Genomic DNA, 15,688 nt, shown 5'->3' with positions numbered 1-15,688 from the left:
GGAAAGGACTCCCGATGTCCGCCGACACGCAGCAGGCGCCCTTTGGGCTCACGGACGAGGAGCTCGCCGGACTGGACGCCCACTGGCGCGCCGCGAACTACCTCTCCGTCGGCCAGATCTACCTCATGGCCAACCCCTTGCTCACCGAGCCGCTGCGCCCCGAGCACGTCAAGCCGCGCCTGCTCGGCCACTGGGGCACCTCACCCGGCCTCAACCTGGTCCACACCCACCTCAACCGGGTGATCAAGGCCCGCGACCTCGACGCCCTGTGCGTCTGGGGCCCCGGGCACGGAGGGCCCGCCGTCCTGGCCAACGCGTGGCTGGAGGGCTCCTACACCGAGACGTATCCGGACATCACCCGGGACGCGACCGGAATGGCCCGCCTCTTCAAGCAGTTCTCCTTCCCCGGCGGCGTACCGAGCCACGTCGCGCCCGAGACGCCGGGCTCCATCCACGAGGGCGGCGAGCTGGGCTACGCGCTCTCGCACGCCTACGGCGCCGCCTTCGACCACCCCGGACTGGTGGTCGCCTGTGTGATCGGCGACGGCGAGGCGGAGACGGGCCCGCTGGCGACGTCCTGGCACTCCAACAAGTTCCTCGACCCGGCGGGCGACGGCGCGGTCCTGCCGATCCTGCACCTCAACGGCTACAAGATCGCCAACCCGACGGTCCTCGCCCGCCTCCCCGAGGCCGAGCTCGACGACCTCCTGCGCGGCTACGGCCACGACCCGATCCACGTCACCGGCGACGACCCGGCCGCCGTCCACCGCGCCATGGCCCACGCCATGGACACCGCCCTCGACCGCATTGCCGCCGTCCAGCGCGCCGCCCGCGAGGACGGCGCCACGGACCGCCCCCGCTGGCCCATGATCGTCCTGCGCACCCCGAAGGGCTGGACCGGCCCGGCCGAGGTCGACGGCCTGCCCGTGGAGAACACCTGGCGCGCCCACCAGGTCCCCCTGTCCGCCGTGCGCACCAACCCAGAACACCTGCGGCAACTGGAGCAGTGGCTGCGCTCCTACCGGCCCGAGGAACTGTTCGACGACACCGGAGCGCCCCGCCCCGCCGTCCTCGCCGCCGTCCCCGAGGGTCCGCGCCGCCTCGGCGCCACCCCCTTCGCCAACGGCGGTCTCCTCCTGCGCGAGCTGCCCATGCCCCCGCTGGAGAAGTACGCCGTCCCCGTCGACAAGCCCGGCGCGAGCACGCACGAACCCACCCGGGTCCTCGGCGACCTGCTCCGCGACGTCATGGCCGCCACCGCCCAGCGGCGCGACTTCCGCCTCGTCGGCCCCGACGAGACCGCCTCCAACCGACTCCAGGCCGTCTACGACGCCAGCGGCAAGGCCTGGCAGGAACGCACCCTGCCCGTCGACGAGGACCTCGACCGGCACGGCCGGGTCATGGAGATCCTGTCCGAACACACCTGCCAGGGCTGGCTGGAGGGCTACCTCCTCACCGGCCGGCACGGACTCTTCTCCTGCTACGAGGCGTTCGTCCACATCGTCGACTCGATGGTCAACCAACACGTCAAATGGCTGCGCGTGACCCGCCGCCTGCCCTGGCGCGCCCCCATCGCCTCCCTCAACTACCTGCTGACCTCCCACGTGTGGCGCCAGGACCACAACGGCTTCTCCCATCAGGACCCCGGCTTCGTCGACCACATCCTCAACAAGAGCCCCGAAGCCGTACGGGTCTACCTCCCGCCGGACGCCAACACCCTGCTCTCCGTCGCCGACCACGCCCTGCGCAGCCGCGACTACGTCAACGTGATCGTCGCCGGCAAGCAGCCCTGCTTCGACTGGCTCTCCATCGAGGAGGCCCGGGTGCACTGCGCGCGCGGCGCCGGCATCTGGGACTGGGCCGGCACCGAGGACGGCAGCCGCGAACCCGACGTGGTGCTCGCCTGCGCGGGCGACGTCCCCACCCAGGAGGTGCTCGCCGCCGCCCAGCTCGTCCGCCGTCACCTGCCGGACCTCGCCGTACGCGTCGTCAACGTGGTGGACATCGCCCGGCTGCTGCCCAGCGGCGAACATCCGCACGGCATGAGCGACTTCGAGTACGACGGACTGTTCACCGCCGACAAGCCGGTCATCTTCGCGTACCACGGCTATCCCTGGCTGATCCACCGCCTCGCCTACCGGCGCACCGGCCACGCCCACCTGCACGTGCGCGGCTACAAGGAGATCGGCACCACCACCACGCCCTTCGACATGGTGGTCGGCAACGACCTGGACCGCTACCGCCTCGTCATGGACGTCATCGACCGCGTCCCCGGCCTCGCCGTGCGGGCGGCGGCCGTGCGGCAGCGGATGGAGGACGCCAGGCTGCGCCACCACGACTGGATCCGCGAACACGGAGTGGACCTGCCCGAGGTCGCCGACTGGACCTGGGCGGGCACACGGTGACCGCGACCCCCTCGACCTGGGACTACGACCACTACGACCCGGCCGAGGAGCGGCTGCGCGAGTCGCTGTGCACGCTCGGCAACGGCTACCTCGCCACCCGCGGCGCGCTGCCCGAGTGCGCCGCGGACGACGTGCACTACCCGGGCACCTACGTGGCCGGCTGCTACAACCGGCTCACCTCCACCGTCGCGGGACGCGACGTCGAGAACGAGGACATGGTCAACCTCCCGAACTGGCTGCCGCTGCGCTTCCGGACCGCCGGAGGGGAGTGGATCACGCCGGACACCGCCGAGGTGCTCGACCACCGGCAGACCGTGCACCTGGACTCGGGCGTGCTGGAGCGCCGCACCCACTTCGGGATCGGCGAAGGACGCGTGCTGACCGTGCGTCAGCTGCGCCTGGCGCACATGGCCGACCCGCACCTCGCCGCGCTGCGCACGGAGTTCACGGTGGACGCCGGCGAGGTGGACCTGGAGGTGGAGGCGGCCCTCGACGGCGGCGTCACCAACTCCGGTGTACCGCGCTACCGGAAGCTCGACGGCCGTCACCTGACCCACGTGCACACCGGCGTCACCGACGACGCCACGGTCTGGCTGCGCTGCCGCACCCGCACCTCGGACATCCGGATCGGTCTCGCGGCCCGCACGACGGCCGGCGTGCCCGTCACGCCGGCCCGCGAGCACCTGAGGGTCACCCAGCGCGCGACCGCGCGCGTCCGGCCGGGCCGTACCGTCACCGTCGACAAGGTCGTCGCCCTGCACACCTCGCGCGACCCGGCGATCAGCGACCCCCTGCAGGCCGCCGTCGACCGGGTGACCGACGCCCCCGGCTTCGACGACCTGCTGCGGACCCACCGCACGGCCTGGGGCCAGCTGTGGCGCCGGGCCGAACTCGACGTGCCCGGCGAGGCGGGCAGCATCCTGCGCCTGCACCTCTTCCACGTACTGCAGACCCTCTCCCCGCACACCGCCGACCTGGACGTCGGCGTACCGGCGCGCGGGCTGCACGGGGAGGCCTACCGAGGCCACGTCTTCTGGGACGAACTGTTCGTCCTGCCCTACCTCAACCTGCACTTCCCGGAGGTGTCCCGGGCCCTGCTGCACTACCGGCACCGCCGGCTGGAACGGGCCCGCGCCGCGGCCCGCGCCACCGGCCGGCGCGGCGCGCTGTACCCGTGGCAGAGCGGCAGCGACGGGCGCGAGGAAACCCAGCAGCTCCACCTCAACCCGCACTCGGGCCGCTGGCTGCCGGACCACTCGCACCTGCAGCACCACGTGGGATCGGCGATCGCGTACAACGTGTGGCAGTACTGCGAGGCGAGCGGCGACGCCGAGTTCCTGCACACCAAGGGCGCCGAGATGCTGCTGCAGATCGCCCGCTTCTGGGCGGACTCCGCCACCTGGGACGTCCAGCTGGGCCGGCACCGCATCCGGGGCGTCGTCGGCCCCGACGAGTACCACGAGGCGTACCCGGGGGCCGAACGACCGGGCCTCGACGACAACGCGTACACCAACGTCACCGCGGCCTGGGTCCTGGCCCGCACCCTGGAGGTCCTGCGCGACCTGCCCGAGCCCCGCCGCCGCGAACTCGTCGAGCGCACCGCCCTGGACGACGCCGAACTCGAACAGTGGGAGAGCGTCTCCCGCACCCTCCACGTCCCCTTCCACCAGGGTGTCGTCAGCCAGTTCGAGGGGTACGGCGACCTCGCCGAACTCGACTGGGCGGGCTACCGGGAGCGGTACGGCGACATCCGGCGCCTGGACCGCGTCCTGGAGGCCGAGGGCGACAGCCCGAACAACTACCAGGCGTCAAAGCAGGCCGACGTGCTGATGCTGGGCTACCTGTTCTCCCCGGCCGAACTGCGCTCGCTCTTCGACCGGCTGGGGTACCGCCTGGACGAGGAGACCTGGCAGCGCACCGTCGACTACTACCTGGCCCGCACCAGCCACGGCTCCACCCTCAGCGGCCTGGTGCACGGCTGGATCCTCGCCCGGGCCCGCCGCGCCGAGGCCTGGACCTACTGCCAGGAGGCGCTCAAGGGCGACGTCGCCGACCTCCAGGGCGGCACCACCGGCGAGGGCATCCACCTCGGTGCCATGGCGGGCACCCTCGACCTGGTGCAGCGGGGCCTGACCGGACTGGAGACCCGCTCCGGCGCCCTGTGGCTGGACCCGGTGCCGCTGCCGGAGTTGTCGTCGTACGGGTTCTCCGTCCGCTACCAGGGCCACTGGGGCGTGCGGTTCCGGCTGGAGCACGGCCGGCTGGAGATCGCCGTGCCTGCCTTGGGCCCGCTGCCCATCGACATCCGGCTGCCGGACCGCGAGGTGCGGCTCGCGCCCGGCGACACCTGCCGGCTGGCGCTCCGGAGTGACCGCCGGGACAGCGGGGCCCGTCAGCCCGACAGGGGGTAGGTGACCGTGCGCGGGTAGCCGTCCGGCCTGCCGTCGGTGTAGGTGAGGGTCATCCGGGTGTAGTGCCGCTCGCCCGGGTCCGTCTGCGACGCCTGCGGCTGGTCGAGCCGGACGATCACGGGGTACGGGCGGAAGGTGCCCGCGGCGCAGTAGGGGTCGCAGTCGTTGACGACGTTGGTGCCCCGGCCCACCGCGGCGTTCCCGTCCCAGCGCATCCAGTGCATGGAGACCAGCCGGCTGTTGCCGTCCCCGCAGGCGAGGATGAACGTTTCCGGCCGTACCTGGGGCTGGAAGGCGCAGTCGACCAGCACCGGGTCCTGCGTGTACCGGCCGTGCTCCGCCTGGGCCGTGGTCGTGTGCTGCGCCGACGGTGCCGCGAAGGCCGTGCCCATGGGCACGGCGAGCGCGGCGGCGGCACAGAGGGTGATCGCTGCCCTCATCGGGTTTCTGCCCATGTCTGCTCCCGGCCGTCTCGGGGTCGCTTGTCTCCGCTCCGTTCCCCGTACCTGACCGTACGACTGACTCCACGAACGCACCACTCGTACGGAGCAGTGCCCGGGGCTACCCCGGGGTGTCCAGCAGCCCGTCCACCAGGCGGCGCGCGTACCCGGCGTCGAGGCCGCCGGGACGGAACAGGATGCGGTACATGACGGGCGCGACGACGCCGTCCATGACCGCCTCCGTGTCGGGCACCGCCTCCCCGCGGCCGGCCGCGCGGGCGAGGACGACGTCGATCTGCTCGGCGGCGTAGGCCGAGCACCGGCCCGCGTTGCCGCCGTCCGGATCGCCCAGCAGGGCGTCGCGGATGTAGGCGCGGCCCGGGGGAGAGGCCATCTCGTCGAGGAACTGCTCGGCCCAGGCCGTCAGGTCGGCGCGCAGGCCGCCGTGGTCCTCGGGGCCGTCGTCGGGGCGCAGCCGTTCGACGGCCACGTCCGACAGCAGTTCCTGGAGGTCCCCCCAGCGGCGGTACACCGTCGACGGGGTGACCCCGGCGCGGGACGCGACCAGCGGCACCGTCAGCGCGTCGCGCCCCACCTCGGCGGTGAGCTCGCGTACGGCGGTGTGCACCGATTCCTGGACCCGGGCGCTGCGCCCGCCGGGGCGGGCCATCGGTCTGGGACTCATACCGACAGCTTAAAGCAAAGCGATTGCGTCAAGTGGCGCTCCGTTCGTAGGCGTGGCCCACGCGCACCACGGTGGCCTCGTCGAACGGGCGCCCGAGCACCTGCATGCCGACGGGCATGCCCGCCCGGTCGGCGCCCACCGGCACGGTCAGCGCCGGGACGCCGGTGATGTTGGCCGGCGCGGAGAGGCGGACGTAGGCGTCCGAGACGCTCTCCACCGTGCCGTCGGACCAGGTGACGGAGGACTGCCCGGCCGGTACCGCGGTGACCGGCACGGTCGGCGCGACGACCACGTCGACCTGCCGGAGCAGGCGCGCCCACTCCCGCCGCATCAGTGTCCGCGCGCGCTGGGCCCGCAGGTGGTCCCCGGCGGACATCAGCTCGCCGGCCTCCAGCAGCACGCGTACGTCGTCGTCGTACAGGTCGGCGGCGGTGCGCAGGGTCCGCTCGTGGTAGGCGGTGGCCTCGGGCACCATCAGGCCCCACTGGACCGCCTGCACGTAGCGCGCCATGGGAATCTCCACGTCGACGAGGCGCGCGCCGAGCTCCGCCAGCCGCGCGACGGCGCCCCGGACGGCGGTCTCGACCTCCGGGTCGACGTGGTCGAAGTAGTAGGTGCGGGGCACGCCGACGCGCAGGCCGGTCAGGTCCTCCGTCCACGCGGTCGGCCGGTGGTCCGCCGCCGGGGCGGGCGTCGAGGCGGGATCGCGCGGATCGTGGCCCGCCACCGCGGCCAGGACCAGGGCCGCGTCCTCGACGGTGCGGGTGATCGGCCCCACGTGGTCCAGCGACCACGACAGCGACGTCACTCCGTGGCGGGGGACGAGTCCGTAGGTCGGTTTGAGGCCGACGACGCCGTTCAGGGCGGCGGGCACGCGGATCGAGCCCCCGGTGTCGGTGCCGAGGGCGAAGGTGGCCGCGCCCGCCGCCACGGCGACGGCGGAGCCGCCGCTGGAGCCGCCCGCGATCCGGCCGCGGTCCCGGGCGTTGCGCGTCTGCGGAGTGGTCAGGCCGTAGGCGAACTCGTGGGTGTGGGTCTTGCCGGCCAGCACCGCGCCGGCCGCCGCCAGCCGCGCGGCGACCGTGCTGTCGGCCCGCGCGCGATGCCCGGCGCGAACCCGCGAGCTCGCGGTGGTCGCGGTCCCGGCGACATCGATCAGATCCTTGAGTCCCATCGGCACGCCGTGCAGTGGGCCCCGCACCCCGCCCTCGGCCACGTCCCGCTCGGCCGTGCGTGCCGAGCGGCGGGCCCGTTCCGCCGTCAGCGTCACGTACGCGCCGAGCCCCGGCTGCACCTCCGTCGCGCGCTCCAGTACCGAGTCCACCAGTTCGACCGGCGAGAGCCGCCGGGTGCGGATCGCGTCCGCGGCGTCGGCCAGGGACAACTCATACGGCCGCACGACGTACCTCCTCGCGCCCGGTGTCCGACGCGTCGGCGGCGTGGAAGGCCGCGGCCGGCGGGGTGTCGCCGAAGTCCAGCTCCCGCAGTACCGAGACGACGTCGTGAATGTGCCGCGCGGTGGCCGTCACCACGGCCTGGCGGTCCTCTTCGGGGATGGGCACAGGCACTCTCCTCTGTTCTGAAACCACTTAAAGCGAACTGTTTGCGTTAGGCGACCATAGGTTCTACGGTGGCCAAACGCAAACCAATAGCTTTTAGTGAGCCCGACGAAAGACGGCACCGCCATGCACACCCCTTCCTGGACCGTGGGCGACACCACCGTCCACCGCGTCGACGAGACCCTCCTGCCGCCCGCCACCGGACCCTGGCTGCTGCCCGGCGCCACCCCGGACCTGGTGACCCGCGAGGAGTGGCTGCGCCCCGACTTCGCCGACGACGACGGCGTCCTGCGCCTCGGCAGCCACACCTTCGCCCTGACCACCGGCGGGCTGCGCGTCCTCGTCGACACCGGCATCGGCAACGGCAAGACGCGCGCGAACCCGGCCTGGCACGACCTGCGCACCGACTACCTGGAGCGGCTCACGGAGGCGGGCTTCCCCCCGGACACCGTCGACCTGGTGATCCTGACCCACCTGCACACCGACCACGTCGGCTGGAACACGCGGCGGACCGACGACGGCTGGGTCCCCACCTTCCCCAACGCCCGCTACGTGGTCTCCCGGGCCGAGCGCGACTTCTGGGCCGCGTACCCGATGGACGAGCCCCGGCGCCAGATGTTCCGGGACTCCGTGCGCCCGGTCGAGGACGCCGGGCTGCTCGACGTCGTGGACGTACCCGCCGAGGGCACCGGCCTCGCGCCCGGCCTGCGCATCCTGCCGACCCCGGGCCACACCCCGGGCCACGTCGCCGTGCGGGTGGGCGGACCCGGCGCCGGCGCGCTCGTCACCGGGGACTGCGTCCACCACCCCGTGCAACTCGCCCACCCCGCGCTGGGCAGCTGCGTGGACATCGACCCCGCCCTCGCCGAGTCGACCAGGCGCTCCCTGCTCGCCTCACTGGCCGGCACCGGCACCCTGGTGCTGGGCACCCACTTCCCACCGCCCACCGCGGGCCGGGTCGTCGGCCACCGGGACGCCTACCGGCTGACGCCCGTGCCCGGCCGGTTCGTGCGATAAGGCGCCGATTGCATCCACCGTGTGGTCCGGCGGACGGTCCGCAACCACCGCCGCCGCGCCGGTGTCCCTTGCCGTCGAGAACGCCGACCAAGGCGACCCACCAAGTGGAGGACCGCGGTATGCACACCATGACTGCCCCGACCGCCGCCGACCCGGCGCGCTCCGGCGACACCGACGGCGACTTCCTGCTCCAGCCGCCCCACCCCGCCGAACGCGTGCCGTGCCGCGTCGACCCCGTCGACCTGCGGCGCCTGGACCTGCTGGCCCTGCTGACCACGGCCGGCATCGCGCCCTCCGCCGGGGACCGGGCCGCCATCGAGCGGCTCAGCGAGCTCCCCGGCAGCGTCCACACGGCACTGCACCGGTGGCTGGAGCAGGCGTACGGGTTCTGCCGGTGACGGACGGCCGCGGGGCCCCGGGGCGGTCAGAAGTCGACCGGGTCCCGCACCAGCGGGCAGGTCATGCAGTGCCCGCCGCCGCGGCCCCGGCCCAGCTCCGCGCCCACGATGGTGACGACCTCGATACGGGCCTCGCGCAGCAGGGCGTTGGTGAGCGTGTTGCGGTCGTAGGTGAACACCACGCCCGGTTCGATCGCGACCGCGTTGTTGCCGCTGTCCCACTGCTGGCGTTCGGAGGCGTAGGCGTCGCCGCCCGTCTCCACCACCCGCAGCGAGGACAGCCCGAGCGCCTTGGCGACCACGTCGGTGAACGGCGTCGTGCCCTCGTCGACGACGTCGAAGCCGGGGGCCCGGTCCCCGGGGCGCAGCGAGAAGGTGTGGACCGCGTCCATGATGCGCGGGTAGAGGGTCACCACGTCGCGGTCGGCGAAGGTGAACACCGTGTCCAGGTGCATGGCGGACCGCAGCTTCGGCATCCCGGCCACGACGACGTGCTCGGCGGCACCACTGCGGAACAGCGACGCGGCGACCTGGGTGATGGCCTGCCGCGAGGTGCGCTCGCTCATGCCCATGAGGACCACGCCGTTGCCCACCGGCATGATGTCGCCGCCCTCGAAGGTGGCCTGCCCCCAGTCCAGTTCGGGGTCGCCCCACCACACCTCGCTGTCCCTGAAGTCGGGGTGGAAGAGGTAGACCGCCTTCATCAGCAGCGTCTCGTCGTGCCGCGCCGGCCAGTACAGCGGGTTGAGGGTCACTCCGCCGTACAGCCAGCAGGTGGTGTCGCGGGTGTAGAGGGTGTTGGGCAGCGGCGGCATCAGGTACTCGCGGGCGCCGGTGGACTCGCGGGCCAGGGCCAGGTACGGGGAGCGGAAGTCCTCGGGCAGATCACCGACCGCGAGTCCGCCGACCAGGTACTCGGCCAGTTCCCTGGGCGAGAGGGTCTCCAGGTAGGCGCGGGTGGCGTCGATGAGGCCGACGCCGACCTGATTGGCGGTGATCTTGCGGTCCAGCAGCCATGCCTTCGCCTGGGGGATCGCCATGATCTGCGCGAGCAGGTCGTGCAGCTCCACCACCTCGACCCCGCGCCGGCGCAGCTCGCCGACGAACGCGGCGTGGTCGCGCTGGGCGTTCTCCACCCACATCACGTCGTCGAAGAGCAGGTCGTCGGAGTTGGTCGGGGTGAGCCGCCGGTGCGCGAGGCCGGGGGAGCACACCAGGACCTTGCGCAGCCTGCCCACCTCGGAGTGGACGCCGAGGGCGGGCATCGGGGCGCTGTCGTTGCTGGTCACAGGGCCTCCCTGAACGGTGCGGGATGTGGGGGAGAGGGGACGCGGCTCACAGGCTGATCCATCCGGCCGCCAGCGCCACGAGGCCCAGGACCGCACCGGCCACGGAGACGGCCAGGACGACGAGCTCCGCCGGGGAGAACAGCCGTCTGCCCTGCTCGCGGCGGGCCATCACGAACAGCGCGGTGGCCGGGGCGTAGAGGATGAAGGAGACCAGGACGAACTTCAGCCCGGCCGCGTACAGCAGGAACGCGGTGTACAGCGTGGCGACGACACCGACGGCCAGCTCCCGCCGGGAGCTCCGCCCGCCCTCCGTGCGCGGGTCGTCGCGGACGCCGATCCGCACCGCGAAGGCGGCCGCCAGCAGATACGGGATCAGGGACAGTGCGCTGGTCAGGTTGAGCGCGAAGTTGAACGCGTCGTCCGAGAAACTGGTGGCGATCAGCACCACCTGGGTGAGCAGCGACGTCATCAGCAGCGCCGGCACGGGCACGTCGACCGCGTTGGCGCGGCGCAGGAAGCGCGGCATGTCGTCGTCCTTGGCCGCGACGAAGAGTACCTCCGCCGCCATCAGCGTCCACGCCAGATAGGCGCCCAGCACCGACACGATCAGACCGACGCTGATGAACACCCTGCCCCAGGTCCCGACGGCCTCCTCCAGGACGCCCGCCATGGACGGCTGGCGCAGCTCCGCGATTTCGGCCATCGGCATGATGCCGTACGACACGATGGTCACCGACGCGAAGACCGCGAACACGCTGAGGAAGCCCAGCACCGTCGCCCTGCCCACGTCCGAACGGCGCTCGGCGTGCCGGGAGTAGACGCTGGCGCCCTCGACCCCGAGGAACACGAACACGGTGGCCAGCATGGTGCCGCGCACCTGCGAGAACAGGGAGCCCGCGTAGTCCGTTCCGCCGAAGTTGTCGGCGAACACGGCCGGTCGGAAGTACACCAGCGCCAGGATCACGAAGATGACGATGGGGACGAGCTTGGCCACCGTCACGATCTTGTTGATGGCCGTCGCTTCCTTCACCCCGCGCCGGATCATCCAGAAGAACGCCCACAGCCCGATCGAGGACAGGACCACGGCGAGGGCGGTGTCGCCGTCACCGAGCCCCGGCCAGATCGAGCCGATCGTCGACATGATGAGCACCCAGTAGGTCACGTTGCCCACGCAGGTGCTGGCCCAGTAGCCGAAGGCCGCGAAGAAGCCCAGGTACTCGCCGAAGCCCGCCTTGGCGTACGCGTACACACCGGCGTCGAGGTCGGGTCTGCGCACGGCGAGGGACTGGAAGACGAAGGCCAGCATCAGCATGCCCGTACCGGCGATCGCCCAGGCGATCAGTGCGCCCGCGACGCCGGTCTCCTCGGCGAACCGCCCCGGCAGCGAGAACACTCCGGCACCCACCATCGACCCGACGACCATGGCCGTCAGGGTGAACAGGGGCAGCTTGGCGGCCGGCGGGGCCTCCCCGCCGGCGTCGGTCGTAGCGGCCTGCGACATGCCGTCCCTCTGGGTCGCCGGACGATTCGCGACCACTGTGCCGCACATGGTGGCTCAGGGCATCTTGTTCACCCGGCACCCGGTGACGCTCAGCCTCCGGTGCGCAGATCCCCTCCTCGCCGGGCGAGCGTCAGGACGCCCACGACGATGAGGGCGACCCCGAGCAGCTGCGGCAGGACCCACCAGCCGCCGCGTACGTCCTCGCGGTAGAGGATCACGCCGAGCATGAGGCTCACCGCGGCGTCCCCCAGGGTGAGGGCGGGCTGGGAGGCGACCAGGGGGCCGCCCTGCATGGCGTGCTCCAGCAGGAGCACGGCACCGACCCCGGCCGCGGCGAAGCCGTACGTCTGCCACGTGGTCAGGAAGCCGGGCAGTCCGTCCGTGTCCAGGACGCGCATGGCGTCCTTCATCAGGGCCGCCGTCAGCGCGTAGCAGACCGCGGTGGCCGCACCGAGGCAACCGGCGCGGGCCTTGCCGACGGGGCGCCTCAGACCGGCCGCCGCCAACAGCACCGCCGCTCCGGCGCAGGCCGCCAGAGCGGGCAGCCAGCGGTCCAGGGGAACGTCCTCCTGGCCCGCGTCCGGCGCGGCCGACACCAGCGCGAGTCCCAGCCCGACGACCACCCCGCCCACGGCCAGCCACAGGGCGGGGGCCAGGTGTCGGCCGGTCATCAGCGAGGCCAGCAGCAGCGCCAGCGGAAGTTCCAGCACGAACAGCGGCTGTACGAGTGACAGCGGCCCCGTCGCCAGAGCCACCGCCTGCGCCACGCCGGCCACGACCACGGCGAGCATGCCGCCGAGCCACACCGGCCGCCGCAGCAGGTCGACGACGAGCCCCGGGCGGAACCCCTGCGTCTGGGGCACGGTCAACGCCGCCCGGCGCTGGAGCACGGTGGCCAGCGCGTTGCTGAACGCGGCGAGGAGTGCGAAGAGCACCGGCAGTACGACACCCATCCACCGATACTCGCCCGGTTTCCCTCCGGCCGCGCGCGGCGGCCGTCAGTCCTCGCGCTGCGCGGGCGTCGCCTTCTCCTCGGTGTCCTGCTGCTTCGCCGCCTCGGGGGCGTCGGTGGCGGTGTAGTAGACCGAGGTGCCCTGCTTGGTGCGCTGCGCCTGGTTCCTGGCGACGAGCCCCTCGAGAGTGGTGCGCACGACCGTGGTCTTGATGGTGCGTTCGGAGTGCGCCCGGTCGAGCGCCGTGGTGATCTCGGCGGCGGAGCGCGGCTCACTCTGTTCGGCGAGGTGGGTGCGGACCAGCTCGACCAGTGTGGGCTGGGCGGCGGCCTGCTGGGCGGACGGGGCCTGCGGCGACGACTTCTTGGCCGCCGTCTTCCCGGCGGCCTTGGCGGACGGCTTCGAGGCCTGCTTCGGGGCCGCCTTCGCGGACTTGGCGGCCGGCTTGGACCTGGCCGCGGACTTGGCGGCCGGCTTGGCGCTCGGCTTGGCGCCCGGCTTGGCGCCGGGCTTCGGTGCGGCGGCGCGCTTGGGAGCGGCGGCGGTCTTGCGGCCCCGCGTCCGCTTACCGGCGGCCGGCTCCGCGGTGACACCGTCGCGGGGCGCGGGAACGGTGGCCGAGTCGGCCGCGGCGGCGGACTCCGTCGCGGTCACCGGCGGGGAGGGCGGCGGGGTGATGCCCAGCGCCTGCTGCATGTTCACCAGCAGGGCGTGGTCGTGCTGCAGCGCGGCCAGCTGCTGCTGGAGGGCGGTGATCTCCGCGCTGATGCGTTCCTGCTCCTTGAGGTTGCGCTCCAGGTCGTCGGTCACCTGGACGCTGTACTGCGATGCCAGTTCGGTGGCGGGCTGCGTCGTGCTCTCGGACATGCTGTTGACTCTCCTCGATTCGCGGCCGTGAAGGCTCGGGAGGAACGACGGGACTTCGGGCGCGGGACATGAGGACCATGTCCGATCGGCGTCCGGCCGGTATACCACGTATGGCCGTCATCGTGGTATGTCCCGCCGTATTTCCTCGTGCGTGCGTTCGGCGCGCGAACACCCCGCGCTCACTGGCCCTCGGGCACCTCCGCGATGTTCCCGTCCTTGTCGACGGTGTGTGTCCGCCAGTAGGTGTCCCACTCGTCATCGACGTGCTCGGGCACCTTGCCCTCGGGGTAACGGGTGTAACCCCCGGGCGCTTCCTCGCCGTTGGGCACGCACGCGCTGCCGGTGCCGCCGACGGTGAGGACCGGGTACTCGCCGCCGCCGCAGATCGCCTCCTTCATGGAGCATCCGGTCAGCACCGCGGCGGCGGTCGCGCAGACCAGTGCGAGACCCATGACGGAACGTGCGGCGCGCTGCTCGCCGCGCACGGCTGACTGACGGTGAACTGGGCTGACGACGCGCATGTTTGGCTCCCTCTGGCCGGCTGACACGGCAAGCCTCCTCCGGCCTGGTCCGCCTCCTCATGAGTACGGGTACTCAGTCGTGTGCGCCGTACTACTTGACTCGGCCGGCCAGCCGGTCGACCTGCCGTGCGGCCTCACGTGCCTCGTGTTCGGCCCGGTCCAGGGCGTCCGCCGCCGTGCGCTCGCGCTCTTGTGACTCACACCGTTCCCGCTCGGCCCGCTCCAGTCGTTGTTGTGCCTGCCGCAGCCGCCGCTCGGCGGCGGACACCTCCTCGCGTGCCCGGTCGAGTTCGTCGCCGGTGTGCCGGAACGCGGAGTCGGCGTCCGCGTGTTCCGCCCTTCGGTCACGCACCTGCCGCTCGGCCCGCTCGGCCGCCTGTTCTGCGCGGGTGAGGTCCTGCCGGCGCTTGCGGCGCCGTTCGGCGAGTTCGTCCTTCGCGCGGCCCGTGGGGTGAGTCTTCGTCCGGGTGGCCCGCTCGCGCGGCGCGGGTTCGGCCGGGACGGTGTCCGAGGGGAACTCCGAGGGCGGGGTGAGCGACCCCTCCAGGCGCCCGCCGGCCCATCGCGCGGCCGCGTCCGGGTCCGCGAGGACGGCCTGCAGCGTCGACTCGACCTCCCGCTGCGCCGCTTCGGACAGCCGGTGCCCCGCCTCGCGGGCGAGCCGTGCGGCCTGCCGGGACAGCGCGGAGACGACGCTCCGGCGCTGCGCGGAGAGCTCCTTGAGACCGTCGGCGTCCAGGGTGCGGTATGCCTCGCGCAGCGCCTGCCCCAGGTCCAGGAACCGCCGGCTCTCCTCGGGCCGGGAACGGGTCAGCAGGTTCGCCGCCCAGGCCGACAGCGTGGGTCGGCGGGCCGCGTGGATACGGCGGGCGTCCTCCTTGTGGCCGGCGGTCCTGGCGGCCTTGGCGTGCTCCTCGCGGAGGGCGACGAAGTCGGACGGCGGTGTCGTGTAGAGCTCGTCGAGCACCGACTCGACCGACTCCGCGTCGTGGTCGCCGTCCTCCCGGCGGTGTCCGCCCCTGCGCTGCATGGTCCTCCGCCTCCACCTCGACGTGTGTGCGCCACCGACGGCCACGAACCCGCTACGACGGCGCGTGCCTCGCCGCCTCGTCCTCGTCGTCGTACACGAGGAGTCCGTCCGTCCGCAGCCGTGCCCCCGGGGTGGGGGAGTGGGGCGTCAGGCGGCCGTCGTGCATGAGGTGGTCCACGGGAGTGCCGCGGGCCAGCACGGCGAAGTCGGCGATGAGGCGCCGGTGGCACCGCCACCACACGGCCTCGCTGCACATCACCGTGGTGCGTTCCCGCGCGGCCTGCTCCAGCAACTCGTCCATGGCGGTGACGAAGTCCGGTGCACGGGTGTGGCCGGCGTACCCGCGGAAGGACGTGTTGCGCCACACGACGTCGGGCGAGTCCGGCGCCGGCTTGCGGAAGCCGCCCAGCCGCTGCTCCCACCGGTAGGCGAAGCCCTCCTCGGGCAGCCACCGGGCGAGCCGTTCCCGCAGCAGGTCTGGGTCGCGGCGGCTGCCCGGCGCGGTCCTGACGTCGACCACGGCCGACACGTCGGCGCCCCGCAGCAGCTCGGCCAGTGCGGCGCGGCCCGCGGTGCCGTGTCCGAAGGTGACCAGGTGGGGATGCGACATGT

15 protein-coding genes are annotated in these 15,688 nt (G+C 72.8%); 4 read left to right on the top strand and 11 right to left on the bottom strand.

What is annotated here, in order from left to right; translation table 11 throughout:
• The first annotated feature begins 14 nt into the window (after positions 1–14).
• Positions 15–2,405: a phosphoketolase gene (locus KUM03_RS23475; RefSeq protein ID WP_217251260.1), complete on the top strand. Its 2,391-nt coding sequence runs from the start codon at positions 15–17 to the stop codon at positions 2,403–2,405.
• The gene (locus KUM03_RS23470) at positions 2,402–4,816 is read left to right on the top strand and encodes a glycoside hydrolase family 65 protein (RefSeq protein ID WP_217251259.1); all 2,415 of its coding nucleotides are present in this window, start codon (positions 2,402–2,404) and stop codon (positions 4,814–4,816) included. Before KUM03_RS23475 ends, KUM03_RS23470 begins: the two co-directional genes overlap by 4 nt.
• On the opposite strand, the gene KUM03_RS23465 is transcribed toward KUM03_RS23470, so the two are convergent.
• From KUM03_RS23465 to KUM03_RS23450, 4 genes are all read right to left on the bottom strand, one after another.
• Positions 4,798–5,271 carry a hypothetical protein gene (locus KUM03_RS23465; RefSeq protein ID WP_217251258.1) on the bottom strand — a complete coding sequence of 158 codons (474 nt, stop codon included), beginning with the start codon at positions 5,269–5,271 and terminating at the stop codon, positions 4,798–4,800. The two genes, KUM03_RS23470 and KUM03_RS23465, sit on opposite strands and share 19 nt — an antisense overlap.
• Positions 5,272–5,377: 106 nt before the next feature.
• The gene (locus KUM03_RS23460) at positions 5,378–5,941 is read right to left on the bottom strand and encodes a TetR/AcrR family transcriptional regulator (protein ID WP_217251257.1); all 564 of its coding nucleotides are present in this window, start codon (positions 5,939–5,941) and stop codon (positions 5,378–5,380) included.
• Between the two features lie 28 nt (positions 5,942–5,969).
• Complete coding sequence (locus KUM03_RS23455; RefSeq protein WP_217251256.1) at positions 5,970–7,340, bottom strand: amidase; 1,371 nt, start codon at positions 7,338–7,340, stop codon at positions 5,970–5,972.
• A complete protein-coding gene (locus KUM03_RS23450; protein ID WP_217251255.1) occupies positions 7,327–7,503 on the bottom strand; it encodes a hypothetical protein in 177 nt (58 codons plus the stop codon). Before KUM03_RS23450 ends, KUM03_RS23455 begins: the two co-directional genes overlap by 14 nt.
• A 123-nt stretch (positions 7,504–7,626) precedes the next feature.
• Here KUM03_RS23450 and KUM03_RS23445 point away from each other — a divergent pair, with 123 nt between their 5' ends.
• A complete protein-coding gene (locus tag KUM03_RS23445; RefSeq protein WP_217251254.1) occupies positions 7,627–8,517 on the top strand; it encodes an MBL fold metallo-hydrolase in 891 nt (296 codons plus the stop codon).
• A 119-nt stretch (positions 8,518–8,636) separates the two neighbouring features.
• Positions 8,637–8,915, top strand: a complete 279-nt coding sequence (locus tag KUM03_RS23440; RefSeq protein ID WP_217251253.1) for a hypothetical protein — start codon at positions 8,637–8,639, stop codon at positions 8,913–8,915.
• Positions 8,916–8,941: 26 nt separating this feature from the next.
• Here KUM03_RS23440 and KUM03_RS23435 read toward each other — a convergent pair whose 3' ends face one another.
• From KUM03_RS23435 to KUM03_RS23405, 7 genes are all read right to left on the bottom strand, one after another.
• Complete coding sequence (locus KUM03_RS23435) at positions 8,942–10,204, bottom strand: arginine deiminase (protein WP_308406394.1); 1,263 nt, start codon at positions 10,202–10,204, stop codon at positions 8,942–8,944.
• A 46-nt stretch (positions 10,205–10,250) separates the two neighbouring features.
• Positions 10,251–11,705: a basic amino acid/polyamine antiporter gene (locus KUM03_RS23430; protein ID WP_217251252.1), complete on the bottom strand. Its 1,455-nt coding sequence runs from the start codon at positions 11,703–11,705 to the stop codon at positions 10,251–10,253.
• 89 nt (positions 11,706–11,794) lie between these two features.
• A complete protein-coding gene (locus tag KUM03_RS23425; RefSeq protein WP_217251251.1) occupies positions 11,795–12,658 on the bottom strand; it encodes a DMT family transporter in 864 nt (287 codons plus the stop codon).
• A gap of 45 nt (positions 12,659–12,703) precedes the next feature.
• Positions 12,704–13,525, bottom strand: a complete 822-nt coding sequence (locus KUM03_RS23420; protein WP_217251250.1) for a hypothetical protein — start codon at positions 13,523–13,525, stop codon at positions 12,704–12,706.
• Positions 13,526–13,704: 179 nt separating this feature from the next.
• Complete coding sequence (locus KUM03_RS23415) at positions 13,705–14,046, bottom strand: SCO0607 family lipoprotein (RefSeq protein WP_254399724.1); 342 nt, start codon at positions 14,044–14,046, stop codon at positions 13,705–13,707.
• Positions 14,047–14,137: 91 nt separating this feature from the next.
• Positions 14,138–15,076 carry a hypothetical protein gene (locus tag KUM03_RS23410; protein ID WP_217251249.1) on the bottom strand — a complete coding sequence of 313 codons (939 nt, stop codon included), beginning with the start codon at positions 15,074–15,076 and terminating at the stop codon, positions 14,138–14,140.
• Between the two features lie 52 nt (positions 15,077–15,128).
• Positions 15,129–15,686, bottom strand: a complete 558-nt coding sequence (locus KUM03_RS23405) for a DUF488 family protein (protein ID WP_217251248.1) — start codon at positions 15,684–15,686, stop codon at positions 15,129–15,131.
• Positions 15,687–15,688: the final 2 nt, after the last annotated feature.

It is taken from the genome of Streptomyces sp. AC602_WCS936 (assembly GCF_019049125.1).
Taxonomy (GTDB): Bacteria; Actinomycetota; Actinomycetes; order Streptomycetales; family Streptomycetaceae; genus Streptomyces.
This window is presented reverse-complemented; position numbering and strand designations above follow the sequence as displayed.

Coding starts and splice junctions, on each gene's coding strand:
- KUM03_RS23425 (WP_217251251.1), bottom strand. CDS start 12,658: ATGGGTGTCGTACTGCCGGTGCTCTTCGCACTCCTCGCCGCGTTCAGC.
- KUM03_RS23475 (WP_217251260.1), top strand. CDS start 15: ATGTCCGCCGACACGCAGCAGGCGCCCTTTGGGCTCACGGACGAGGAG.
- KUM03_RS23440 (WP_217251253.1), top strand. CDS start 8,637: ATGCACACCATGACTGCCCCGACCGCCGCCGACCCGGCGCGCTCCGGC.
- KUM03_RS23465 (WP_217251258.1), bottom strand. CDS start 5,271: ATGGGCAGAAACCCGATGAGGGCAGCGATCACCCTCTGTGCCGCCGCC.
- KUM03_RS23445 (WP_217251254.1), top strand. CDS start 7,627: ATGCACACCCCTTCCTGGACCGTGGGCGACACCACCGTCCACCGCGTC.
- KUM03_RS23410 (WP_217251249.1), bottom strand. CDS start 15,076: ATGCAGCGCAGGGGCGGACACCGCCGGGAGGACGGCGACCACGACGCG.
- KUM03_RS23415 (WP_254399724.1), bottom strand. CDS start 14,046: ATGCGCGTCGTCAGCCCAGTTCACCGTCAGTCAGCCGTGCGCGGCGAG.
- KUM03_RS23460 (WP_217251257.1), bottom strand. CDS start 5,941: ATGAGTCCCAGACCGATGGCCCGCCCCGGCGGGCGCAGCGCCCGGGTC.
- KUM03_RS23420 (WP_217251250.1), bottom strand. CDS start 13,525: ATGTCCGAGAGCACGACGCAGCCCGCCACCGAACTGGCATCGCAGTAC.
- KUM03_RS23430 (WP_217251252.1), bottom strand. CDS start 11,705: ATGTCGCAGGCCGCTACGACCGACGCCGGCGGGGAGGCCCCGCCGGCC.
- KUM03_RS23405 (WP_217251248.1), bottom strand. CDS start 15,686: ATGTCGCATCCCCACCTGGTCACCTTCGGACACGGCACCGCGGGCCGC.